Source organism: Pseudomonas sp. VS40 (genome assembly GCF_018587885.1).
Classification (GTDB): domain Bacteria; phylum Pseudomonadota; class Gammaproteobacteria; order Pseudomonadales; family Pseudomonadaceae; genus Aquipseudomonas; species Aquipseudomonas pergaminensis.
In genome coordinates this window covers 557,401-581,110 of sequence record NZ_JAGYWD010000003.1, presented here as the reverse complement: position 1 = coordinate 581,110, position 23,710 = coordinate 557,401, and the positions used below count along the sequence as shown (strand labels likewise).

Annotated in this window: 25 protein-coding genes and 1 riboswitch; of the genes, 9 read left to right on the top strand and 16 right to left on the bottom strand. The window is 62.0% G+C overall.

Translation table 11 applies throughout. The features are described from left to right. Positions 1–34 precede the first annotated feature (34 nt). Positions 35–439: an acyl-CoA thioesterase gene (locus KHP07_RS11845; protein ID WP_003194988.1), complete on the bottom strand. Its 405-nt coding sequence runs from the start codon at positions 437–439 to the stop codon at positions 35–37. Between the two features lie 197 nt (positions 440–636). Next, positions 637–743: riboswitch (S-adenosyl-L-homocysteine riboswitch) on the top strand. A 21-nt stretch (positions 744–764) separates the two neighbouring features. Here KHP07_RS11845 and ahcY point away from each other — a divergent pair. The 5 genes from ahcY to rhlE2 all read left to right on the top strand — a co-directional run bounded on the left by ahcY (position 765) and on the right by rhlE2 (position 7,313). Then, positions 765–2,174, top strand: coding sequence for an adenosylhomocysteinase (gene ahcY / locus KHP07_RS11840; protein ID WP_078050529.1), 1,410 nt, complete (start codon positions 765–767; stop codon positions 2,172–2,174). 167 nt (positions 2,175–2,341) lie between these two features. Then, a complete protein-coding gene (metF, locus tag KHP07_RS11835; RefSeq protein WP_071494443.1) occupies positions 2,342–3,187 on the top strand; it encodes a methylenetetrahydrofolate reductase [NAD(P)H] in 846 nt (281 codons plus the stop codon). 83 nt (positions 3,188–3,270) lie between these two features. Continuing rightward, positions 3,271–4,353: a hypothetical protein gene (locus KHP07_RS11830; protein ID WP_214497229.1), complete on the top strand. Its 1,083-nt coding sequence runs from the start codon at positions 3,271–3,273 to the stop codon at positions 4,351–4,353. Between the two features lie 63 nt (positions 4,354–4,416). Continuing rightward, the gene (locus KHP07_RS11825) at positions 4,417–5,208 is read left to right on the top strand and encodes a substrate-binding periplasmic protein (RefSeq protein WP_099493103.1); all 792 of its coding nucleotides are present in this window, start codon (positions 4,417–4,419) and stop codon (positions 5,206–5,208) included. A 221-nt stretch (positions 5,209–5,429) separates the two neighbouring features. Next, positions 5,430–7,313 carry an RNA helicase RhlE2 gene (gene rhlE2, locus KHP07_RS11820; protein WP_078050532.1) on the top strand — a complete coding sequence of 628 codons (1,884 nt, stop codon included), beginning with the start codon at positions 5,430–5,432 and terminating at the stop codon, positions 7,311–7,313. Positions 7,314–7,537: 224 nt separating this feature from the next. On the opposite strand, the gene KHP07_RS11815 is transcribed toward rhlE2, so the two are convergent. Together KHP07_RS11815 and KHP07_RS11810 are read right to left on the bottom strand one after the other, a co-directional pair. Continuing rightward, positions 7,538–8,116 carry a YceI family protein gene (locus KHP07_RS11815; RefSeq protein WP_021492687.1) on the bottom strand — a complete coding sequence of 193 codons (579 nt, stop codon included), beginning with the start codon at positions 8,114–8,116 and terminating at the stop codon, positions 7,538–7,540. 32 nt (positions 8,117–8,148) lie between these two features. Next, positions 8,149–8,700 carry a cytochrome b gene (locus tag KHP07_RS11810; RefSeq protein WP_078050533.1) on the bottom strand — a complete coding sequence of 184 codons (552 nt, stop codon included), beginning with the start codon at positions 8,698–8,700 and terminating at the stop codon, positions 8,149–8,151. A 273-nt stretch (positions 8,701–8,973) separates the two neighbouring features. On the opposite strand from KHP07_RS11810, the gene KHP07_RS11805 reads away from it, so the two are divergent. Beyond that, the gene (locus tag KHP07_RS11805; RefSeq protein WP_078050534.1) at positions 8,974–10,380 is read left to right on the top strand and encodes an adenosylmethionine--8-amino-7-oxononanoate transaminase; all 1,407 of its coding nucleotides are present in this window, start codon (positions 8,974–8,976) and stop codon (positions 10,378–10,380) included. 123 nt (positions 10,381–10,503) lie between these two features. Then, positions 10,504–11,223 carry a 16S rRNA (uracil(1498)-N(3))-methyltransferase gene (locus KHP07_RS11800; RefSeq protein WP_214497228.1) on the top strand — a complete coding sequence of 240 codons (720 nt, stop codon included), beginning with the start codon at positions 10,504–10,506 and terminating at the stop codon, positions 11,221–11,223. A 3-nt stretch (positions 11,224–11,226) separates the two neighbouring features. Here KHP07_RS11800 and KHP07_RS11795 read toward each other — a convergent pair whose 3' ends face one another. The 3 genes from KHP07_RS11795 to KHP07_RS11785 are packed head-to-tail and all read right to left on the bottom strand — an operon-like array spanning position 11,227 to position 13,746. Beyond that, complete coding sequence (locus tag KHP07_RS11795) at positions 11,227–12,129, bottom strand: transporter substrate-binding domain-containing protein (RefSeq protein WP_078050536.1); 903 nt, start codon at positions 12,127–12,129, stop codon at positions 11,227–11,229. A 33-nt stretch (positions 12,130–12,162) separates the two neighbouring features. Continuing rightward, positions 12,163–12,513, bottom strand: a complete 351-nt coding sequence (locus KHP07_RS11790) for a RidA family protein (protein ID WP_099493109.1) — start codon at positions 12,511–12,513, stop codon at positions 12,163–12,165. Positions 12,514–12,522: 9 nt separating this feature from the next. After that, positions 12,523–13,746: a D-amino acid dehydrogenase gene (locus tag KHP07_RS11785; protein ID WP_214497227.1), complete on the bottom strand. Its 1,224-nt coding sequence runs from the start codon at positions 13,744–13,746 to the stop codon at positions 12,523–12,525. Between the two features lie 108 nt (positions 13,747–13,854). Here KHP07_RS11785 and KHP07_RS11780 point away from each other — a divergent pair, with 108 nt between their 5' ends. Continuing rightward, on the top strand, positions 13,855–14,757 hold the full coding sequence (locus KHP07_RS11780; RefSeq protein WP_078050539.1) for a LysR family transcriptional regulator: 903 nt from the start codon (positions 13,855–13,857) through the stop codon (positions 14,755–14,757). Between the two features lie 24 nt (positions 14,758–14,781). Here the strand turns inward: KHP07_RS11780 and trhA are convergent, their stop codons facing one another. Next, positions 14,782–15,399 carry a PAQR family membrane homeostasis protein TrhA gene (trhA, locus tag KHP07_RS11775; RefSeq protein ID WP_078050540.1) on the bottom strand — a complete coding sequence of 206 codons (618 nt, stop codon included), beginning with the start codon at positions 15,397–15,399 and terminating at the stop codon, positions 14,782–14,784. Positions 15,400–15,543: 144 nt separating this feature from the next. Here trhA and KHP07_RS11770 point away from each other — a divergent pair, with 144 nt between their 5' ends. Then, the gene (locus KHP07_RS11770) at positions 15,544–16,464 is read left to right on the top strand and encodes a LysR family transcriptional regulator (RefSeq protein WP_214497226.1); all 921 of its coding nucleotides are present in this window, start codon (positions 15,544–15,546) and stop codon (positions 16,462–16,464) included. 104 nt (positions 16,465–16,568) lie between these two features. On the opposite strand, the gene madM is transcribed toward KHP07_RS11770, so the two are convergent. The 9 genes from madM to mdcA all read right to left on the bottom strand — a co-directional run bounded on the left by madM (position 16,569) and on the right by mdcA (position 23,689). Continuing rightward, the gene (gene madM, locus KHP07_RS11765) at positions 16,569–17,333 is read right to left on the bottom strand and encodes a malonate transporter subunit MadM (RefSeq protein ID WP_010207194.1); all 765 of its coding nucleotides are present in this window, start codon (positions 17,331–17,333) and stop codon (positions 16,569–16,571) included. A gap of 1 nt (position 17,334) precedes the next feature. Further along, positions 17,335–17,739 carry a malonate transporter subunit MadL gene (madL, locus tag KHP07_RS11760; RefSeq protein ID WP_034109908.1) on the bottom strand — a complete coding sequence of 135 codons (405 nt, stop codon included), beginning with the start codon at positions 17,737–17,739 and terminating at the stop codon, positions 17,335–17,337. Positions 17,740–17,806: 67 nt separating this feature from the next. Further along, positions 17,807–18,706, bottom strand: coding sequence for a malonate decarboxylase subunit epsilon (mdcH, locus tag KHP07_RS11755; RefSeq protein WP_214497225.1), 900 nt, complete (start codon positions 18,704–18,706; stop codon positions 17,807–17,809). Then, entirely contained in the window at positions 18,703–19,290 is a 588-nt protein-coding gene (locus KHP07_RS11750) for a malonate decarboxylase holo-ACP synthase (protein WP_078050543.1), read from the bottom strand. The genes mdcH and KHP07_RS11750 overlap by 4 nt, the downstream gene beginning before the upstream one ends. Next, on the bottom strand, positions 19,284–20,054 hold the full coding sequence (gene mdcE, locus KHP07_RS11745) for a biotin-independent malonate decarboxylase subunit gamma (RefSeq protein WP_214497224.1): 771 nt from the start codon (positions 20,052–20,054) through the stop codon (positions 19,284–19,286). Before mdcE ends, KHP07_RS11750 begins: the two co-directional genes overlap by 7 nt. Next, on the bottom strand, positions 20,051–20,893 hold the full coding sequence (locus tag KHP07_RS11740; RefSeq protein ID WP_214497223.1) for a biotin-independent malonate decarboxylase subunit beta: 843 nt from the start codon (positions 20,891–20,893) through the stop codon (positions 20,051–20,053). Before KHP07_RS11740 ends, mdcE begins: the two co-directional genes overlap by 4 nt. Then, positions 20,886–21,185, bottom strand: a complete 300-nt coding sequence (locus tag KHP07_RS11735) for a malonate decarboxylase subunit delta (protein WP_015886328.1) — start codon at positions 21,183–21,185, stop codon at positions 20,886–20,888. Before KHP07_RS11735 ends, KHP07_RS11740 begins: the two co-directional genes overlap by 8 nt. Next, the gene (locus tag KHP07_RS11730) at positions 21,185–22,018 is read right to left on the bottom strand and encodes a triphosphoribosyl-dephospho-CoA synthase (RefSeq protein WP_038849449.1); all 834 of its coding nucleotides are present in this window, start codon (positions 22,016–22,018) and stop codon (positions 21,185–21,187) included. Before KHP07_RS11730 ends, KHP07_RS11735 begins: the two co-directional genes overlap by 1 nt. Then, positions 22,019–23,689, bottom strand: a complete 1,671-nt coding sequence (gene mdcA / locus KHP07_RS11725; RefSeq protein WP_100491953.1) for a malonate decarboxylase subunit alpha — start codon at positions 23,687–23,689, stop codon at positions 22,019–22,021. Positions 23,690–23,710: the final 21 nt, after the last annotated feature.

Genomic DNA, 23,710 nt, shown 5'->3' with positions numbered 1-23,710 from the left:
ATGGTTTGGTAAAACAAATCAACCCGGGCCTGGGTTACTCGGGAAGACTGTCGTCCTTGAACTGGTCTTTCACGTACTTGATCTCGGTGCGGCCATGAGGTGCTGGCAGGCCATCTTCACCAAGGTTGACGAAGACCATTTTCTCTACCGTCAGGATGCTTTTGCGGGTGATTTTGTTGCGCACTTCACACGTCAGGGTAATGGAGGTGCGGCCGAACTCGGTGGCCGTGATGCCCAATTCGATGATGTCGCCCTGGCGCGAGGCGCTGACAAAGTTGATTTCGGAGATGTACTTGGTCACGACGCGCTGGTTGCCCAACTGGACGATGGCGTAGATGGCCGCTTCTTCATCGATCCAGCGCAGCAGGCTGCCGCCGAACAGGGTGCCGTTGGGGTTGAGGTCTTCGGGTTTTACCCATTTGCGGGTGTGGAAGTTCATGGTCACTCCAAAGCATGTTGCGAAATGATGGTCAACATCATGGCAGAGCCCGGCCCCAAGCTCTATGCGCCATTGCCTATCAAGCCCATGCGCGATCTTCATATGGCCGACAGAAAGGCTTGGGATGTGCCGCGTACACGGCTATAATCGCCCCGCTTCAAAACGGTCATCTTCAATTGATACCGTTCTCCCGCCACCTGTCCGAGGGGCGCTGCAGCAGGTTCAACCTGTCAGGCTCGGATGGGGCGTTGTCCGGCCTGGTTTACCTGGCCTGATACTAAACGCACAACGGCGCCCATTCGCACACTACGAATGGAGGCTCTCTATGAGCGCTGTAATCACGCCTGCAGATTTCAACGACTACAAAGTCGCCGACATGTCCCTCGCTGCCTGGGGCCGTCGCGAAACCTTTATCGCCGAATCCGAAATGCCGGCCCTGATGGGTCTGCGTCGCAAGTACGCCGCTGAGCAACCGCTCAAGGGCGCGAAGATCCTCGGCTGCATCCACATGACCATCCAGACCGCCGTGCTGATCGAAACCCTGGTTGCCCTGGGTGCCGAAGTGCGTTGGTCGTCCTGCAACATCTTCTCGACCCAAGACCAGGCCGCTGCCGCCATCGCTGCTGCCGGTATCGCGGTATTTGCCTGGAAAGGCGAGACCGAAGAAGAGTACGAGTGGTGCCTGGAGCAAACCATCCTGAAAGATGGCGCGCCTTGGGATGCCAACATGATCCTCGACGACGGCGGCGACCTGACCGAGCTGCTGCACAAGAAGTACCCGCAGATCCTGGACCGCGTCCACGGTGTGACCGAAGAAACCACCACCGGCGTACACCGCCTGCTGGACATGCTGGCCAAGGGCGAGCTGAAAATCCCGGCCATCAACGTCAACGACTCGGTGACCAAGAGCAAGAACGACAACAAATACGGCTGCCGTCACAGCCTGAACGATGCCATCAAGCGCGGCACCGACCACCTGCTGTCGGGCAAGCAAGCGCTGGTGATCGGCTACGGTGACGTGGGCAAGGGTTCGTCCCAGTCCCTGCGTCAGGAAGGCATGATCGTGAAAGTTTCCGAAGTCGACCCGATCTGCGCCATGCAAGCCTGCATGGACGGTTTCGAAGTGGTCTCGCCGTTCATCAACGGCCAGAACGACGGCACCGAAGCCAGCATCGACAAGGCCCTGCTGGGCAAGATCGACCTGATCGTCACCACCACCGGTAACGTGAATGTTTGCGACGCGAACATGCTCAAAGCCCTGAAGAAGCGCGCCGTGGTCTGCAACATCGGTCACTTCGACAACGAGATCGACACTGCTTTCATGCGCAAGAACTGGGCATGGGAAGAAGTGAAGCCACAGGTCCACAAGGTTCACCGTACCGGTGCGGGTGATTTCGACCCACAGAACGATGACTACCTGATCCTGCTGGCTGAAGGCCGCCTGGTTAACCTGGGCAACGCTACTGGCCACCCGAGCCGCATCATGGATGGCTCGTTCGCCAACCAGGTACTGGCCCAGATCTTCCTGTTCGGCCAGAAATACGCCGACCTGTCGCCAGCCGAGAAAGCCGAGCGCCTGACTGTGGAAGTTCTGCCGAAGAAACTCGACGAAGAAGTGGCCCTGGAAATGGTCCGCGGCTTCGGCGGCGTCGTGACTCAACTGACCAAGACCCAGGCCGACTACATCGGCGTGACCGTTGAAGGTCCGTTCAAGCCGCACGCTTACCGTTACTAAGTAACCGGCTCTCTCCCTGTCGGAGCGGGCTTGTGTGGGAGCGGGCTTGCTCGCGAATACGGAGTGTCAGTCGAAGCAATCATGACTGACCCACCGCATTCGCGAGCAAGCCCGCTCCCACATTGACGGTGTAAGCCTTCCAGTTTTGAGTTTCCAAGGATACGACCATGTCCCAAGACCGTCGCTACAGCTTCGAGTTCTTCCCGACCAAGACCGATGCTGGGCATGAAAAACTGATGGCGACTGCCACGCAGTTGGCCAGCTACAACCCCGACTTCTTCTCCTGCACCTACGGCGCCGGTGGCTCGACCCGCGATCGCACGATCAACACCGTGTTGCAGCTGGAAAGCCAAGTCAAAGTTCCCGCCGCTCCGCATTTGTCCTGCGTGGGCGACAGCAAGGCCGACCTGCGCGGCCTGCTGACCCAATACAAGGCCGCCGGCATCAAGCGCATCGTCGCCCTGCGTGGCGACCTGCCGTCCGGCATGGGCATGGCCAGCGGTGAGCTGCGCTACGCCAATGACCTGGTGAGCTTCATTCGTGAGGAAACCGGCGATCACTTCCATATCGAAGTGGCGGCTTACCCGGAGATGCACCCCCAGGCCCGCAACTTCGAAGACGATCTGCAGAATTTCGTGCGCAAGGCCAACGCCGGCGCCGACAGCGCGATCACCCAGTACTTTTTCAACGCCGACAGCTACTTCTACTTCGTCGAGCGTGTACGGGCCATGGGTGTGAACATCCCGATCGTGCCGGGCATCATGCCGATCACCAACTACAGCAAGCTGGCACGTTTTTCTGACGCCTGCGGTGCCGAGATCCCACGTTGGGTGCGCAAGCAACTGGAAGCCTATGGCGACGACGTCAAGAGCATCCAGGCGTTTGGCGAACAGGTCATCAGCACAATGTGTGAAGAATTGTTGCAAGGTGGCGCACCAGGGCTGCACTTCTATACCCTTAACCAGGCTGAACCGAGCTTGGCCATCTGGAACAACCTCAAGCTGCCGCGCTGAGGTCTGTTCAAGCAGCCCCCAGGCCCCCGTTTATACGGGGGCTTTTTTTGTTTATCTCTCCCCGGAATGGATGCCTGCAGTAAATGAATACAGCGTCACTGACTCACCGCCCTCAGCTGGTTTACCTGGTATTCGGGGCCGAGACCTATCATCAGGAAGCGGTATTCAGCATCGCCAGCGCCCTGTCACACCTGGGCGGCACCGCGAACATGCCGCTGGACATCCAGGTGTTCAGCGACAACCCGGCGCCCTACGCGGGCTTGCCGGTGCAGGTCCACACCCTGGATGACGCCACGCGCAAACGCTGGAGCGAGCCCCACGGCTACCATTTCCGAACCAAACATGTGCTGTTGCGCCAAGTGCTGGAAACCGCGGAACGGGCCTTGCTGATCGATACCGACACGTTCTTCCACGACTCGCCGATGGCGCTGTTCGAACGCGTCGCCCCCGGCACCCTGCTGTGCAATGCTTTCCACGCCAAATACGGTGATAACCGCGAAAGCGTGCTGTATGAATCCCTGGCCAAGCACCTGGCCGACAAAGGTGTCGCCGACGACGATATGTGGCTGCTCAACTCCGGCGTCATGGGCATGGCCCGGCAGGACGCGCACCTGCTGGATCATTCGATCGAGCTGATGGACGAGCTGTTTCCAATGGCCCAAGGTGCCTACACCCTGGAAGAGTTCTGCCTGTCGGTTGCCGCGTACCGTCACGTCAACGTGCGCCAGTGCCCGGACCTGATCCATCATTACTGGAGCCGCAAACAGCTGTTTCGCGCCAAAGTCAGGGCCTGGATCAACAAGCACGCCACCGCCCCCACCTGCGACCAGGCGCTGGCCGATACCCGCAAGGTCTCCTCCCACCTGCCCCGTCCACCGCGCCTGCAGCGCTTGATGTACAAGCTGATCACCCTGGCGCTGCCCAAGCGCAAGCAGCAATTTATCCGCGAGATTCTCTACGGCTGCTACGAACACGAAAACGAGTTCGATCAGGCGTGTGGCCCGGTTTGGTGGGACAAAGCGCGACAGAATCAGGAAGAGCGCCAGCAATGCCCGGTTGACGCGCACCAACTGGAACACTGGTTCGCCAACCCGCTGGTGCGCCTGATTCTCGGCGAGCGACGCGCAGCCATCTACGAACACCTGATGACCTCAGAGACCAAATAGCATCGCCCGCAGATGCTTGTTGCAGAGCTTCTCTTTAACGGCGGGGCGTCGTAACCTCAGGGCATGCCCGTCATTCTGAAGTTGTTGACTGCTGCCTTATTCACTTGCCTGAGCCTGGCCGCTTATGGCGAGAAACTGCGCATTGTCACCGAGCCCTGGGCGCCCTACGTGTATGAGGACCAGGGCACCATGCACGGGCTGGACTACGAGACCACCGTGATCGTGTTCCAGCGCCTGGGGGTGGACGTGCAATGGCAGTTCCTGCCCTGGAAGCGCTGCCTGGTCATGCTCGACCAGGGCCAGGCCGACGGGGCGCTGGATATATTCCACAGCCATGAGCGCGACGCCTTGCTGCTGTACCCCAGCGAACCGCTGTCGGAAGTCGAGTTCGTGCTCTTCTATGCCAATGAGCGTCCCCACCCAGCCCAAAGCCTCGAAGACCTGCGCGGCCTTACCGTCGGTACCTCGCCGGGCTACCTGTACGGTGCAGAGTTCAGCGACTCCGGCCTGTTCAACCGCGAACCGGCCCCCAGCCATGAGGCCAACTTCGGCAAACTGATGCTGGGACGTATCGACATGGTGATCACCGACCGTCGAGTGGGCCAGCATGTGATCAAGGCGCTGGGCCTGGAGGGCAAGGTCAGCCAGGCGCCGGCGGTGGTCAGCCGCCAGCCGCAGTTCCTCGCAGTACGCCGTGGCGCGGGCATGGACCTGCTGGTACAACGGTTTGCCGCCGAGCTCAAACGCTTCAAACAGGAACCGGCCTATAGTGCCTTGAGCGCCAAATATGGTGGAATCCAGGCGAATACGGGGTCTGGACGCACCGTTGAGCAGCAGGAAAGCAGCGCGCCCTGATTGCTCTGTTATACTCCGGCCTTTCCGCCAGGCTCACGCCCGGCCGCTGAGGTCTTGAAAAAGGCACCCAACCCCGCTACAGCGCAGCTTTCAGCCCGCGCGAGCCGGTGGAGTGCCCGCCAGACGCAGCAGGACCGGACGGGGTTGCGCTCCCCTAAGCGCCATTCACGCCCGGCAAGATTATCCCTTTGGGCCAAGCCCTAACTAAAACAGGATTACTCATGTCCTTTGCTTCCCTCGGTCTCTCCGAGGCTTTAGTCCGCGCCATCGAGGCAGCGGGCTATACCGAGCCTACTCCGGTGCAACAGCGGGCCATTCCCGCCGTGTTGCAAGGTCGCGACCTGATGGTTGCGGCTCAGACAGGTACTGGTAAAACCGGCGGCTTCGCCCTCCCGATTCTGGAGCGGTTGTTCCCCAACGGTCACCCGGACAAATCCCAGCGTCACGGCCCGCGCCAACCACGCGTACTGGTCCTGACCCCAACCCGCGAACTCGCCGCCCAGGTGCACGACAGCTTCAAGCTGTATGCCCGCGACTTGAAGTTCGTCAGCGCCTGCATCTTCGGCGGCGTCGGCATGAACCCACAGGTTCAGGCCATGTCCCGTGGCGTCGACGTACTGGTGGCCTGCCCGGGTCGTTTGCTCGACCTGTGTGGCCAAGGCAGCGTCGACTTGTCCCACGTGGAAATCCTCGTGCTGGACGAAGCCGACCGCATGCTCGACATGGGCTTTGTCCATGACGTGAAAAAGGTCCTCGCCCGCCTGCCGGCCAAACGTCAGAACCTGCTGTTCTCGGCAACGTTCTCCCAGGACATCACTGCCCTGGCCGGCAAGCTGTTGCACAACCCGGAACGCATCGAAGTCACGCCGCCGAACACCACGGTCGAGCGGATCGAGCAGCGCGTCTTCCGCCTGGCCGCCAGCCACAAGCGTGCGCTGCTGGCCCACCTGATCACCGCCGGCGCGTGGGAACAGGTGCTGGTGTTCACCCGCACCAAGCACGGCGCCAACCGCCTGGCCGAATACCTGGACAAGCACGGCCTCACCGCCGTCGCCATCCACGGCAACAAGAGCCAGAACGCGCGCACCAAGGCCCTGGCCGACTTCAAGGCCGGCTCTGTGCGCATCCTGGTTGCCACCGATATCGCCGCCCGCGGCCTGGATATCGACCAACTGCCGCACGTGGTCAACTTCGAGCTGCCCAACGTCGATGAAGACTACGTGCACCGTATCGGCCGTACTGGCCGTGCCGGTCGCTCGGGTGAAGCCATCTCCCTGGTCGCACCAGACGAAGAAAAACTGCTGAAAAGCATCGAGCGCATGACCAAGCAGAAAATCGCCGACGGCGACCTGATGGGCTTCGATGCCAGCGCCGTGGAAGCCGAGAAGCCAGAAGCGCGCGAGCGTCCGGATGTGCGCAACCCGCGCAACCCACGTGGTCCGAAGGGCGATGGCCCGAACGGCGGCGGTGGTGGCGGCGGTCGTCGCGACAAAGGCAAAGACAAAGGCAAGGAAAAATCCGCCTCCAGTGGCCGTGGCGAACGCCCAGCCCGTGAGCAGAAACCCCGTGAAGGCACTCCGGCCCGCGAACAGCGCCAGCCGAGCCAGCCACCACGCGCTGCTGCCGACCGCGCTCCGGACGAGTTCCTCGACGACGATGTGGATAACTTCGGTAACCGCGTTGACTACGTGCCACAGGCCAAACCGGCCCAAGGCCGTGGCCGTCGTCCAGGTGCCCCGGCACAGGGTGCAGGCGCAGGCGCTCCACGTGGCGGCCAGCCACAAGGCGGCCGCCAGAACGGCCCGCGCAACAGCAGCGGCGGCACCACCGGTACGCCGCCTGCCAAGCGCAACGGCCCGCGTAACGGTGCACCCCGTGACGGCCAAGCTCGCCGCGAAGACTCGCGCAGCAACAACCGTCGCCCAGCCCGTGACGACCAGCCTCGCTCCTCCGAACCGGCCGTGCAGAACCCACGCGGTGGCCCGGCGCCAAAGATCATCCACAAGGAGTCGAAGGCTGACCGCTTCCCGACACCCGAGCAGTTGGATCAACTGCCAGGCCGTCCTCGTGGTGAAAAACCAGCGCTGCTGACCCGCAATCGCTGATTTTCAACGCCGATAAAAATGCCCCGCCTCTTTCGAGACGGGGCATTTTTTTTGACTCAACACAAATCAACTGTGGGAGCTGGCTTGCCTGCGATTGCATTGACTCGGTGTGCCTGATGCTCCGAGGTGCCCGCAGCGCAGGTAAGCCAGCTCCCACATTGATTGCATTCCAGGCATAAAAAAACCGGATCTCAGGATCCGGTTTTTTCGTGTAAAAACAGAAATTACTTCTGCTTCACACCTTCCAGCGAGATGTCCAGGTCCACAGTCTGCGAGGACGGACCTGGGCCTTTGATGCCGAAGTCGTTCAGGTTGACAGTGGTCTTGGCGTTGAAGCCGGCGCGCTCGCCGCCCCACGGGTCTTTGCCCTCACCGTTGAAGGTGGCCTTGAAGGTCACCGGCTTGGTCACGCCGTGGAAGGTCAGGTCGCCGGTCACGTCAGCGGTTTTGTCGCCGGTGGACTTGACTGCGGTGGAGACGAACTTGGCATCAGCGAACTTGGCAACGTCCAGGAAATCTTTGCTGGCGATGTGCTTGTCACGTTCTGCGTGGTTGGACCACAGGCTGGCGGTTTTCACGTCGACCGCGATTTTGCTGGCCTCTGGCTTGGCGGCATCCCAGCTGAACGTGCCATCCCAATCCTTGAAGGTACCGTGAATGAAGCTGTAGCCCAGGTGGCTGATTTTCCAGTCGATGAAGGCGTGCTGGCCTTCTTTGTCGATCTTGTAGTCAGCTGCCATCACCTGACCTGCAGACAGCAGGGCAGTACCGATTGCCAGAGCGGCGAGGGTCTTTTTCAACATGCTTTCTATTCCTTGTGAGTCGAGGTTGAACATCAGGCTTTGCGCCCCAGCATACGAACCAGGGTCGCATCACGATCAATGAAGTGGTGTTTGAACGCAGCCACGCCATGCAAGCCGGCGAAGACCACCAACACCCAAGCGAGGTACAGGTGTACCAGGCCTGCGTTATCTGCCTGGTCCGGTAGCCCGGAAACCACGGCAGGAATCTCAAACAGGCCAAACACCGGGATACCGACACCGTCTGCGGTGGAAATCAGGTAACCGGCGATCATCACGGCAAACAGCCCGAGATAAAGGAACGCGTGGCCAAATGCAGCACCGATACGGGTCATGCGGCTGTAGCTGGCCAGTGGTGGTGGCGGTGGGCTCACCAGCCGCCAGACAATACGCACCAGCATGATGGCGAACAGCGTGATGCCAATGCTCTTATGCAGGTCCGGCGCGTCTTTGCGCCAGGCGCTGTAGTAGTCGAGACCGACCATCCACAAGCCCAGGGCGAACAGGCCAAACACCACCAGGGCGACGCCCCAGTGCAAAACAATGCTGACCCAACCATAGCGGGCCGATGAATTACGTAGCTGCATGTCCCAAATCCCGTAAGAGCTGTGCCCAAGACTAGCGATTTACCTATCGAATTAAAGCGGAAAATTTCGCTTTGAAATATCGAGAAATACGATCTGGAGCCTAGGCACAATAAGTTAACGACGGATTAAGGACTATTCCTAAGAAACGTGACAGACCGTCCTGTGTTTACCGCGAATTCACTCACAATAGGTTGTGACTCGAGCCACCATTGCATAGGCTTGCGCGATTGATTCACCTGCGCCCGCCGCAGGACCGCTTCGAGGAGATAACCGATGGGCTTGAACAACCAGTGGATGCAACGCGACCTCGCCGTGCTGTGGCATCCCTGCACCCAGATGAAAGACCACCAGCAATTGCCGCTGATCCCGATCAAGCGCGGTGAAGGCGTCTGGCTGGAAGACTTCGAAGGCAAGCGCTACCTCGATGCCGTCAGTTCCTGGTGGGTCAACGTGTTTGGCCATGCCAACCCGCGTATCAACCAGCGCATCAAGGACCAGGTCGACCAGTTGGAACATGTGATCCTCGCCGGTTTCAGCCACCAGCCGGTGATCGAGTTGTCCGAGCGCCTGGTGCAGATGACACCCGAGGGCCTGACCCGCTGCTTCTACGCCGACAACGGCTCGTCGTGCATCGAAGTCGCGCTGAAGATGAGCTTCCACTATTGGCTCAACCGTGGCCTGCCGAACAAGAAGCGCTTCGTCACCCTGACCAACAGCTACCACGGCGAAACCATCGCCGCGATGTCGGTGGGCGACGTGCCGCTGTTTACCGAGACCTACAAGGCGCTGCTGCTCGACACCATCAAGGTGCCGAGCCCGGACTGCTACCTGCGCCCCGAAGGCGTGAGCTGGGAAGACCACTCGCGCACGATGGCCCAGGTGATGGAGCAGACCCTCGCCGAGCACCACGACACCGTCGCCGCCGTGATCGTCGAACCGTTGATCCAGGGCGCCGGCGGCATGCGCATGTACCACCCCGTGTACCTCAAACTGCTGCGCGAAGCCTGCGACCGCTACGGCGTGCACCTGATCCACGACGAAATCGCCGTCGGCTTCGGCCGTACCGGGACGATGTTCGCCTGCGAGCAAGCCGGCATCCGTCCGGACTTCCTGTGCCTGTCCAAGGCCCTCACCGGTGGCTACCTGCCGCTGGCGGCCGTGGTTACCACCGAAGATGTGTACAGCGCGTTCTACGACGACTACCCGACACTGCGCGCTTTCCTGCATTCCCATAGCTACACGGGGAACCCGCTGGCCTGTGCGGCGGCGTTGGCGACGCTGGATATTTTCGAAGAAGACAACGTCATCGAGAACAACAAGGCCCTGGCCCAGCGCATGGCCACGGCCACCGCGCACCTGGTGGACCATCCTCACGTCTCGGAAGTGCGCCAGACCGGCATGGTGCTGGCCATCGAGATGGTGCAGGACAAAGCCACCAAGACCGCCTACCCGTGGCAGGAACGCCGTGGCCTGAAGGTGTTCGAACACGCCCTGGAACGCGGCGCACTGTTACGTCCATTGGGCAGCGTGGTGTATTTCCTGCCGCCCTATGTGATCACGCCGGAGCAGATCGACTTCCTCGCCGAAGTCGCCAGCGAAGGCATCGATATCGCCACCAACAGCAAGGTCAGTGTTGCCGTGCCGAAAGACTTTCACCCAGGCTTCCGCGATCCCGGTTGATCACTCACACCCGTGTAGGAGCCGGCTTGCCGGCGATGGGGCCCGTAATTCAGCGCAGCGCCAACGCCCTTGTCGCCGGCAAGCCGGCTCCTACAGGAACACCCTATTTTCCAGAGAACAGAAATGAGACTGTCCCGCTTTTTTACCGACACCCCGCTCAGCCTCGGCGACCATGAGCTACCCGAAGCCCAGGCGCACTACATCAGTCGCGTGCTGCGCATGGGCGAAGGCGATGCCGTGCAATTGTTCGATGGCTCGGGCCAGGAGTTCCTGGGCAGCCTGCTGGAAGTCGGTAAAAAGCGCGTCACCGTGCAAATCACCGAAAGCTTTGCGGGCCAGGCCGAATCGCCGCTGCACATCCACCTCGGCCAGGGCCTGTCCCGTGGCGAACGCATGGATTGGGCGATACAGAAGGCGACCGAACTGGGCGTCAATGCGATCACGCCGATTTTCAGCGAGCGCTGCGAAGTGCGCCTCAAGGATGAACGCGCCGACAAACGCCTGCTGCACTGGCGCCAAGTGGCGATCAGCGCCTGCGAACAATGCGGGCGCTCCACGGTGCCGGTGATTCACCCACCGCTCTTGCTGGCGGACTGGTTGAAGCAGACCGAGGCGGATTTGAAACTGGTGCTGCACCCGGTGGCCGAGCCAATGGTCAGTCACGCCAAGCCTTCCAGCCTAGCCTTTCTGATCGGCCCTGAAGGTGGGCTGACCGATAATGAAGTCGACAGCGCCCAAGCCGCCGGCTACCACGCCGCCCGCCTCGGCCCGCGCGTGCTGCGTACCGAGACGGCGCCGGTGGTAGCGTTGGCAGTCGCCCAACAATTGTGGGGCGACTTCTAGGGATTACTCCACGGGATCGCTGACTGGCTTGGCAATGATCGCCTTAAGCTCGCTGGTCATCGGAAATTCCAGGTTCAGCCCCTTGGGCGGAATCGGCTGTTCAAACCAGCGCTGGTAAATCCCGTTGATCTCGCCACTGCGGTACAGGTCGGCGAGTGTTTCGTTGACCACCGCCAGAAACTGCGGGTCGTCCTTGCGCACCATGCAACTGTAGATTTCGCGCGATTGCTCCTCGCCCACCACGACCCAGTTGTGTGGGTCCTTGGCCTTGGCGCGCTCGCCGTAGAGCAACGCGTCGTCCATGTAGAACGCCACAGCGCGGCCTGTTTCGAGCATCTTGAACGCTTCACCGTGGTCCTTGGCGCTGATCACGAACATGTTGGTTTTGTGCTCGGCGTTGTAACTCTTGAGAAAGCGCTCGTTGGTGGTGCCCGCGGTGGTCACCACGTTCTTGCCTGCCAGGTCGGGAAAGCCTTTGATACCGCTGTCCTTGGCCGTGAGCAGTTGCCCCTTCACGTAGATAAACCCGTAGGAAAACGCCACCTGCTTCTGCCGCTCGGCGGTCACGCCGGTGGAGCCGCATTCCAGGTCGACGGTGCCATTTTGCACCAAGGGGATACGGGTCTGCGACGTCACCAGGTTGTACTTCACATTGAGCTTCGCCACCCCGGTTTTCTGCTGGATACGTTCGACGATCTTGCTCGCCAGGTCTACCGAGTAGCCCATGGGTTTGCCGCTGTGATCGCCCACATAAGAAAACGGCACCGACGCATCGCGATAGCCCAGGGTGATGGACTTGGCGTTGCCGATCTTTTCCAGCGTGCCGCCCAAGGGCGCTTCATTCGCCTGGACCTGTGCGCCGAATAAAAGCCCCAGGGTGCAGCCGGCCAACAGGATTCTTTTCATTGTTATGCTCCGTTGTTGTTTGAATTGTTTGAGTTATTTACGTACAGCGATCACGCTGATTTCCACCAGCACGCTCGGTCGTGCCAGCTCCGCTTGCAGGGTGGTGCGCGTGGGCGCCATGCCCGGCGACAGCCACGCGGACCACACCGCATTCATCGGTGCGAAACCGGTGCCGATGTCCTTCAGGTAAATGGTGGCGTTGAGCAGGTGGTCCTTGTCACTGCCCGCCTGGGCCAGCAGCGCGTCGATTCGGTCCAGCACCTCCTGGGTCTGGCTCGCCACATCCTGGCCGTCACCGGGCACCTGGCCGGAGAGAAATACCAGGTCCTTGAAGGTCACGGCACCCGAGAGACGTTCGTTGCTGTTGATTCGGTTGATGGTCATGGAACATCCTCAGGCGGCGCGGGGCGATAGGCCCTGCATATCAATGGAAGGAACGTGTTGGCCGATCAGTTCGGCCAGCACTTGGGCGCTGCCACAGGCCAGGGTGAAACCCAGTGCACCATGGCCCAGGTTCAGCCACAGGTTGCGGTAGACGCTCGCGCCAATCAGCGGCACACCGGTCGGGGTGGCCGGGCGCATACCGGCCCACTCCACTGCGTGGGCATAATCGCCGGCCAGCGGAAACGTCTCCAGGGCTTGGCGTTTTATCAGCGCCAGGCGCTTGGGCTCGAGGCTGGCGTCAAAGCCGACGATGTCCACCATGGCCGCGATCCGCAGTTGTTCACCGATACGCGCGTAGACGATCTTGCGGTCATAGTCGGTGATGCTCACGTTCGGCGCCTGATGTTGCGCGCCAATCGGCACGCTGAGGCTGTAGCCCTTGAGCGGGTACAGCGGCAACGGCACGCCCAACTCGGCGCTGCGATACCCGGCCGCCAGCACCAGGTGTTCGACCGGCATTACTTCATCCCCTATCTCGATAGCCTGTACCGCGCCCTCGGCATGGCGAATCCTGGTGACTTTGCGCCCCAACAAAAAGGTGCAACGCCCCGACGCTTGCAGCCGCGCCGCTAATCGCTGACAGAAGGCATGACAATCGGCGACCTCTTCATTGGGCGTATAGATCCCGCCGACAAATCCACCGCCCGCCAGTGCTGGCTCCAGGCGCGCGCAATCGGCGGCAGACAGCACCTGCTGTTGCAGGATATCAGTGACCTTGCCGCGCGCCTGTTCAAAGGACCTGGGGTTGCGAAAGGTCACCAGCTTGCCGTTGCGTCGCCAGTCGAAGCCGTCCAGGTGGTCGTCGTCGCGCCATTGCTGCAAGGTGTCCTGGCTCAGGGAGGCCAGGCGCAGCAGGTGCGCGGCATTGCGTTTGTTCACCGAGCCACGGCAGGCGCCCAGGAACGCCGCCATCCAGCGCCATTGCTGGGGGTCGAGGCGTGGGCGCAGCTTGAGCGGCGAGTCACCGCGCAGTAACCAGCCAATGGCTTGCAGCGGCACGCCAGCATCGGCCAACGGTGCCACGTAGCGATAGGACAATTGCCCGCCGTTGGCGAAACTGGTTTCGCTGCCCAGGGTCTCGCGCGCCTCGATCACCGTTACCTCGTGACCTGCACGCACCAACGCGTAAGCGCTGGCCAGACCAATCACCCCACCGCCAATGATGCACACCATCTTTGCCGCCCGCCGTTGAATCAAGAGGCCTCAAGCCTAGGGGCAGGTGACAGGCCACCGACAATGAATAAAGATGGACCACCTATAAACAAAGGTTATGGACTCGCCATGCGCTTGCGTCATATCGAAATCTTCCAGGCTATACGCCAGACCGGCTCCGTCAGCGCCGCCGCGCAGTTGCTGCACGTATCGCAGCCCGCCGTCACTAAGGTGTTGCAGCACGCCGAATTGCAGCTGGGCTTCCCCCTGTTTCTGCGCGTGCGCGGCAAGTTGCAGCCCACGCCAGAAGCCCTGGCGCTGGAAAGCGAAGTCGAGAAAGTCACCGAAAGCCTGCAAGGCGTGCGCCGCCTGGCCAAGAGCCTGCGCCGTGCACCGGGCCAGAGTGTGCGCATCGGCGCGATCCCGGCGCTGGCCCTGTCGCTGCTGCCGCCGGCGATTCTGGAGTGGAAGCACGCCTACCCGGACATGGCTTGCGAACTGTCCAGCGACCATAGCCGCGAGCTGGTGCAGAAGCTGCTGATGCGTGAGATTGACTTGGCGCTGACGTTGAACTTCTCCGGCCATCCGGGGCTGACCACGCAGGTGCTGGCCAACGGTGTGTTGGTGGCATTGGCGTCCAGCGGCTATTGGTCTGAAGCCGAACTGAGCAGCCCCTTGGCCTTGGCTGACCTGGCGGGAGCGCCGCTGATTGGCCTTTCCAGCGCGGATCCACTGGCAGCGAAACTCGACAGCTACCTGGAAAATGTCGACCCACCGCCGCGCGTAACGATCTCGGTGCAGACCTACTCGCTGGCCCGCGCGATGGTCGAATCCGGCGCCGGCCTGACGGTCATCGACCCCTTCACCGCCCTCGGCGCATCGACCGCGACTACCTGCATTCGCACGCTGACCCCGCCGCTGCCGATCACCCTGTACGCCCTGACCCGCGCCGACGAACCGCCGCCTCATATGTTGGCCAACCTGCTGGAGATCTTCGGCCAGCGCGCCCGTGACCTGCTGCAACGCCTATAAAGCTATGAGCTGGCAAGCCGGCGCCTATAGCACGTAATGCATGATCGCCACAAAGTGCAGCAGGCTGCCGCCGATCACAAACAGGTGCCAGATGCCATGGGAATGGCGCAGGCGGTGTTCCAGGGCAAAGAAGATAATGCCGACGGTGTACAACACCCCGCCTGAAGCCAACCAGATAAACCCTGCCATACCCAGTGCGGCCATCAACGGCTTGACCGCCACCAGCACAATCCAGCCCATCACCGCGTAGATCACGATCGACAGGATGCGCGCCTCGGAGCGCGGCTTGATCTCCTGCAGGATGCCGATCACCGCCAGCCCCCACACAATCCCGAACAGCGTCCAGCCCCACGGCCCGCGCAGCGTCACCAGGCAAAACGGCGTGTAGCTGCCGGCGATCAACAGGTAGATCGAAAAGTGATCGACCTTCTGCATGATCTCTTTTCGGCGCCCCTGCACGCTGTGGTACACGGTGGACGCGCTGTACAGCACCATCAAGGTAAAACCATAGATCGCCACGCTGACGATCTTCCAGGGGCTGCCGTCCAGGCTCGCCACCACCAACATCCACACGGCGCCAATACACGCCGCGATTGCACCGAGCAAATGGCTCCAGGCGTTGAAGCGTTCCCCGTGGTACATCTGTCACTGGCCTCCTGTAATCGTTAAGCACTGACCGGCAAGCGTCCGGCCTTGCGCATAAGAGTGCAAGCGGCTTATGACGTTCCGAGGACGCCGTGCGGTTTTGCGGGCACAATCGACAGCATTCGAACAAGAGCCACGGCCATGCTGATCGACGAAGAATTCACCCTCAAGAAACTGGAAATCTTCCTGGCGTTCATGCGCACCGGCAACCTGGCCCGCGCCGCCGCCGAGCTGCAAACCAGTAACGTCAGCGTGCACCGCGCCATCCACTCGCTGGAAAACGCCCTGCGCTGCCCGCTGTTCAAACACGAAGGGCGCAACCTCACGCCGCTGGAAAGCGCCTACGTATTGGAAGAGCGCGCGCAAAAACTGGTCGCCGATGTGGTCGACAGCGTGCGCCTCACTCGCGAAGCCGCCGGTTTTTCCGCCGAGCGCTTCAAGCTCGGCTCGCTGTATTCGCTGACGGTGAAGACCGTGCCGCAGCTGATCATGGGCCTGAAGATCCGCCGCAGCGAACTCAACATCGACCTGATCCTGGGCTCCAACTTCGACCTGCTCTACAAGCTCAAGAACATGGAAGTGGACGCGATCCTCATCTCCCTGGACGAACACGCCAACGACCCCGATTGCGAACAGATTGCGCTGTTTTCCGATGATATTTACCTCGCCACCCCCGCCGATTCCCCCTTCAACCGCGAGCGCGAGATCGACCTTGCCGACGTGCGCGACGCGACCTTCATCACCCTCACCCAAGGCTTCGCCACGCACCAGGATGGCAATCGCGTATTCAAGCAGGCGGGGTTCGAGCCGAAGGTGGCGATGCAGGTCAATGACATCTTCACGCTGCTGAGCATGGTCAGCTCGGGCGTGGGTTATGCACTGCTGCCAGGTAGGATTGCGGCGGTGTATGAGAACCGCGTGAAGCTGATACCGCTGCAACCCAGGTATCGGTTGCAGCAGCATATTGGTGTGGTGTTCCTGAAGGCCAAGGAAAGGGACCCGAACTTGCTGGCGTTATTGGCGGAGTGCCGCATGTACGCCAACCGCCAAGCGACAGTCTGACAAACCGCTATCGCGGGCAAGCCCGCTCCCACATTTTGATCTGTGAACACATTCAAATGTGGGAGCTGGCTTGCCTGCGATAGGGCCCTCACAGACGATTCAAATCAACCGACCAACCCGCGCACGATGAAATAGAGCAGCGAAGGCCCGAGCAGGCAACCCAGCCCGGTGTGGAACGTCGCCGTCAACGCGCCATACGGCACCAGCCGCCGATCCGTCGCCGCCAAGCCCGCCGTCACACCGCTCACCGTGCCGGCCAACCCACCAAACACCATTGCCGAACGCGGGTTATCCAAGCCCATCCAGCGCGCTGCGACCGGCGTGCCGACCATCACCAGAATCGCCTTGATCAACCCGGTGGCAATCGACAGCGCCATCACATCCGAGGTCGCGCCAATCGCCGCACCGGTCACCGGGCCGACGATATAGGTCACGGCACCCGCGCCAATGGTGGTCATGCTGATCGCATCGCGATAACCAAAGGCCCAGGCCATGCTTGCACCGACGATAAACGGCAGGATCGTGCCCAACAGCAGCGCAATCACACCGATCATCCCGGCCTTGCGCGCCTCGGTGGCTTGCACTTCGAACGCGGTGGCGACGATGGCGAAATCCCGCAGCATCGCGCCGCCCATCAGGCCGATCCCGGAGAACAGCGCCAGGTCCGCCAGGCCTTTCTGGCCGCCGGTGATCGTGCCGCCGACCCAGGCCAGGACCAGGCCGATGACAATGGCAATCGCCGAGCCATGAATACGCCCGAAGGTCAGGCGCTTGGACAGCACCACCGAAATCCACATGACCACGCCAACGAAGGCAAACGCGGTAATCAGGCCGTTGTGTTCCAAACCTTTTTCAATGAGATCCCACATATCAGCGACCTCCTGCCGGTGCGATCAGCGGCTCTTCATCGGGCAGCGGTTCACCCTTGTGCGTGCGGCTGATCAGGGCGATGGTGCAACCACATACCACCACCGACCCGATCGCGGCGAGCACCGCCACCGGGCCGCCGTGCAGGGCGGTCACGACGTTTTGTTGCGCGGCCATCGCCACTACCACGGGGATGTACATGGCGCCCCAGAAGCCGACGCCCATTTCGCAATCCTTGGTCATGCCGCCGCGCTTTTGCATCCACAGGCGGGCGCAGATCAGCAGGATCATCGCGATGCCCACCCCGCCCACGTTGGATTTGACGCCCAGCAACACGCCGAGCATGTCGCCCATGATCACGCCTGCAAGCGTGCAGATCGCCAGCAATGCCACACCGTAGATAATCATTGTTGTTGTCCTCAAAGTGCTCGATCGAAATTGTTGTTGTTGTGCTTCGAAAGCCTTGGGTGCTGCTTTATCGGTGGCGGCGTTCCTCCTCTTGCAGCAGGGCCTGCAAAGTGTCCAGGCGTGCGCCTTCGCAGGCGATCACCGTGCCCTGTTCAAACACCCGGCGCGACAGGCCGGTGAGCACCGCGCCCGGAGGCAGTTCGATTTGCAGGCGCACGCCGCGCTCGTAGGCGCTTTGCACGGTGCCGCGCCAGTCGACGATGCGACACATGTTGAAGGCCAGGTCGTCGCGCAGTTGCTCCGGGTTGTGGATCGGCCGCGCACGGGTGCTGCTCAGGTAGGTGATGCGCGGCGCCTTGAGCGGCACGAAGGCTTGTGCCAAAGCCTGGGCTGGCTGCTCCAGCAACGCGCAGTGAGACGGCACACTGACGGCCAGGCGCTTGGCGATGCCGTTGCCTTTGATGCGACTGGCGACAAGCTTCATGGCCTGGTCGCTGCCGGCGATCACCGTCTGGTTGTCGGCGTTGATATTGGCCAGGTACACCGGGGTTTCGGGGCTGTGGATTTCGGCCAGCAGGTTTTCGACGGTGGATAACTCCGGGCCGATGATCGCGGTCATGCCGTAGCCCTGTGGATAAGCGTTTTGCATCAGTTCGCCGCGCAGGCTGACCAGTTTGAGGGCGTCGGCGAAATCCAGCGCACCGGCAATCACCGCTGCCGGGTAAGCACCGATGGACAGCCCTGCGACGTAATCCGGCGTGTGCTGCAGCAAGCGAGCGTGGGCCACGCCGGCGATCAGCAGGCAAAGCTGCACGGCGCGGGTACTCGCCAGGGCGTGCGCCGAATCCAATGCACGAACGTCTTCACCCAAGGCTTCGCTGGCGTGTTCCAACACATCGGCCGGCAACGCCTGGAGCATGCCGGGGCGTTGGGCGCCCTGGCCGGGGAAGACAAGAAGACTGCTCATGCTACGGCCTGCCAAGGGTCGAGGACGAGGTGCGCACCGCTGACCGTTTTCAACAGCACCCGCCGCGATGGACCGGCCCATTCGCGCAGGGCGATAGCGCCGAAAGGTGTTTGCAGTTGCATATCCACAGCGCACGCGGCTTTGTCCAAGGCTGTCAGCAAGTCGCGTGCATCGTTGCGATCCAGCGGCTCGGGCGTGCGCAGAATCAGGTCCAGATCGCTCTGGGCATGCAGCGCTTCAATGCCCGTGGCCAGCTCAAAACCCGCGCTGCCGGTGATGCCCCAATTCAACGGCGTCAGCACTGGCCGCAACTGTTCGAGCGCCTGCAAGGCCGGTAAGTCCCGTGTCGAGGCAACATCACGCAGCGCTTCCGGCGTTACTCGCCGCTGCACCGCGGGAATCGGCATTTCGGCGGCAAACCGCTGCTCGCGCAAACGCCCGCGCACGCCTACCGCGACCCAGCCCGGCGTGACGGTGGCGCGACGCACCACCACCGTGCCTACTGCCTCCACCGCCCACGCCGGAGCGTCAGCAGGCAGATGCGCCGGGGTCATGCCCCAGAGCAAGTCGTGGGCGTTCACCATTGTTCCCGCAGCAGTTGGCGTACGTGGCTGGAAGCGGCGCGGTTGGTCGCACCCAGGCGGCCGCTCAAGTCGGTGCTGCCAATATCCTTGATCGCACTCACCAGGCAATCGCTGACCCGCGCCACATCCTCCGGCGTGGGCTGTTCAATCTGGCTGACCGACAAGGTTTCCCACAGCAACCCCAGGCTGGCGTAACTGTCGATGTCGTAGGCCATGGGCGGCACGCTGGCGGCCAGGGCTTCCAACTCTTCAACGCTGCGCAGCGTCACGCGCGCGGCCGAGGCCTTGCCCATGGCGTGCACCATCACACCGGGATCGCGCAGGGCAATCAGGCGATTGGCTTGATACCCATGAGCGAGAAACGCACCGGACATCGCCTTGCCGACCAACAGCGCAATCACCGGGTGCCCCGCCAGACGCGCACGGGCATAGCTGTCGGCGGCGGCGGCCAAGGCCTGGTGGATGCCAAGGGCTTCTTCGCGCCGGCCATAGGCTTGGCTCGGTACATCGACGATGGCGATGATCGGGCGTTTATCGCCTCGGGCGATGGCTTCATCGGCGGCCTTCGCCAGCCCCCAGCCTTCCAGCAGGCCGACTTCGCCGTTGCGTGCGCGGGGGAAGCGGTTTTGCGCGTCGGTGACCACAGCGATATAGCGCACAGGCTGCTCACCCAGCACACCATCGGCGACTTTCAGCGAGTTGGGCAAACCCTCAACGGCTGTCGCTCCGGCGCTCAATGCGTTGAACCACTGCAAACCTCTCATGAGCGTTCTCCTTGATACAGCTCGCGCACTGTCGCCGGGTCGATCTGCGCCGTGGCGTCCAGTTCGGCCAAGCGCGCCAGGTAATAGTCGGCCTGGCGACTGCGTTGTTGGGTGGGCAGGCCTTGTTGTAGTAATGCGCTGACGGTCTGTTGAATCTCGGCCACATCGTCAGCGACATAACGATCGGTCAAGCCGCTGTTGAAGCGTTGCTCACCGCCGGTCAGGCTCCAGATGAAAGGCCGATCGCGGGAGTCGTACTCCTCAAGCCCCGCTTCCTGTTCGATGACTTGCGGGCCATTCAAACCCAGGCGTGCTTCGCGGGTGACAACAAGGTAACTGCACAACCCAGCGGCGATGGACATGCCGCCAAAGCAACCGACACTGCCCGCCACCACGCCGATCACCGGCTGGTACTGGCGCAGGTCGACAATCGCCGCGTGGATATCGGCAATGGCGGCCAGGCCGAGGTTGGCTTCCTGCAGGCGCACACCCCCGGTTTCCAGCAGCAGCACCGCGCGGGTCGGGACGCCCTTACGGTTGTCTTCGGCGGCCAGTTCCAGGGCGCCGGCGATTTTCGCGCCGCCCACTTCGCCGAGACTGCCACCCTGGAAGTTGCCTTCGATGGCGGCAATGACGACAGGTTTGCCGTCGATGCTGCCCTTGGCGATCACCACACCGTCATCGGCCTGTGGCACCACGCCTTGGCGGCTGAGCCACGGCGACATGACGCGCTGGAACGGGTCGATCAATTCGCGGTAGGAGCCGGCGTCCAGCAACGCCTTGGCCCGCTGCCGAGCGCCCAGTTCAACGAAGCTGTGTTTGGCGAGTAAGTCAGTCATGGCCGATCTCCTCGAAACCCTGCTCCAGGCGCAAGCGCACCACGCCGGGGGTGGCACCGAAGTCGTGGATATCAATGTTCAACGCCGGTGGTGTCTGCTCCTGGAAGATGCGCTCGAACAGATGCTGCCAGCGTTGCTCGGCGCCATTCACCGAGGTTTGCACCTGGATGGTCAGCGTGCCCGGCGTGCCCGGTTCCAGCAGCACCTCCAGATCGCCCGAGCCGACGCAACCCACCAGCGCACGGCCTTTTGGCGGCTGCCCGGCAGGGAATTCAAAGGATAAGGTTTCCATCACAACGCTCCGTCGAGGCGGTCGATAAACAGGCAGGCGGCCAACAGGTCGGCGGCGCCGCCGGGGGAGGCATTCAGGGCCAGCAGTTGAAGGTCCAGCGCGTGCAGTTGGCGACGACCGCCGAGGGTTGCGCTGCCGCCTGCCTCCAGCACGGCCTGGGCGCCGCGTTGCATCGCGTAGAGGCCTTCGGTGCCAGCACGGTAGAGCACGCAGGTATCGGCCAGGTCCGTCATGATCGCGAGCAAGGCGTCCAGGCGCGCGTTCTGTTCGCCGGCGTTTTGCTGGCGGCTTCGGTGCAGCTGCGGCAAGCCGCGTTGCACCACGGACGGGAAGCCCAGTTGCGCTTCTTCACGAGCGCCGCGTGCGCCGTAACGTTGGGCGACTTGAGCACCGTGGCTCACGGGCTGCGGCGCATAGCGGTCGTTGAGCAAGGCCAGTTTGGCTGCCGTCAGCGTGACGGCGCGAGGTTCCAGCGCCGCCGCTGCCGTGAGCAAACCAAGAGCCCAGATCGCACCGCGATGGGTGTTCACGCCGTTGGTGGTGGTCAACATTGCTTGCTCACCTTCACGGCCAATGCGCCCAAGGGCTTCACGCAGGGGCAAGCCGACTTCACCGAATTCAATCGCCGCCTCGGCCATTTCCTTGAACATCGGCCACAGCGACAACGCCGAGGCGTGCATCAGGCCCAGGTGCAAATCACTGTGGGCGCCGTTGCCACGCCGGTCCACCAGCGCGGGTTTGGGCGACAGGTCCGCTTCATCGATCAGCGCATCGACGGCCAGATCGGCCAGGCGATCCGCAAGGCTGAGTTCATGCAATTTAAGGGCGCGCATTTACCAGCTCCTGAATTTGGCGGGCGGGTTGTACAAGCCACCGGACCACTCCACCAGGTCGGCTACGCTCTTGGCGGCCAACAACTCGCGGGTGGCGTCGGTGCGGCGGATGCCCAAGTCTTCGGGCAAGGCGATCAGGCCTTCGCGGCGCATGCGCGCGGTGTCCTTGGGGTTGTGGCGCATGCCAATCGCCGTGACACCTGCGACGGCAGCGATCATCGCCTGGCGCTCTTCGAGTGAACGCGCTTTGTACAGGTAGGCAATGCCCTCTTCGGTGAGCAGGTGAGTGACGTCATCGCCGTAGATCATGATCGGTGCCAGCGGCATGCCGCTTTTGCGCGCGACCTCCACGGCATCGAGGGTGTCGACGAAGGTGGGTTTGCCGCCTTCCTGGAAGGTCTCGACCATTTGCACTACAAGTTTTTTGCCGCGCTCCAACAAGGCTTCGGGCGCATCGTCGTGGCGCATATCCAACCACGCCGGCGTGCCATGGCGGCGACCGCGCGGGTCGTGACCCATGTTCGGTGCGCCACCAAAACCGGCCAGACGGCCACGGGTCACGGTAGAGGAATGGCCGTCACCGTCGACTTGCAGCGTCGCGCCGATAAACAGGTCCACCGCGTATTGGCCGGCGAGTTGGCAAAACATCCGGTTGGAGCGCATCGAGCCGTCGCGGCCGGTGAAGAACACATCCGGCCGTGCGGCGATGTAGTTCTCCATGCCCAGTTCGGTGCCGAAGCAATGCACGCTTTCCACCCAGCCGCTTTCAATCGCAGGGATCAGCGTGGGGTGCGGGTTGAGGGTCCAGTTGCGGCAGATCTTGCCCTTAAGGCCAAGGGATTCACCGTAGGTCGGCAGGATCAACTCGATGGCGGCAGTGTTGAAACCGATGCCGTGGTTGAGCGACTGCACATTGTGTTTTTCGTAGATGCCACGGATTGCCATCATTGCCATCAGCACGTGCACCGGCTTGATGTGGCGCGGGTCGCGAGTGAACAGCGGCTCGATATAGAACGGCTTGTCGGCCACCACCACAAAATCCACCCAGCTCGCCGGGATATCCACACGCGGCAAATCGGTGACGTCATCCACCAACTGGTTGACCTGCACGATCACGATGCCATCGCTGAACGCGGCGGGCTCGATCAGCGCCGGGGTGTCTTCAGTGCTGGCGCCGGTGTAGATATTGCCGGCGCGGTCGGCCATAAATCCGGCGGAAAGCACCACGTTGGGGATCAGGTCCACCACCAGCCGCGCATAGAGTTCGATGTAGGTGTGGATCGCGCCGATTTCCAGCAGGCCGTCTTCGAGCAACTGGCTGATACGCAGGGATTGGGTGCCGGCGAAGGAGAAATCCAGCTTGCGGGCGATGCCTTTTTCAAACAGGTCCAGGTGCTCGGAACGGCCAACACTGGGCATGATCATGTGCAAGTCGTGGAGCTTGGACGGGTCGGCTTTGGCGAGGGAGCGCGAGAGGAAATCCGCCTGCTTCTGGTTATTGCCCTCCAACACCACACGGTCACCGGGCAGGATCAGCGCCTCAAGCGCCTCGACGATCCTGTCACTGGGCAACACCGCCCCGTTTGCGTATTTTTTGACCAGCCCGAGCCGCCGCTGCTTCTCGTCGCGCCGCCGCGTCCAGCGCGAATCGGGGGTGATTGTTGTTGTCATGGTCGCTCCACGGGTTTGCTG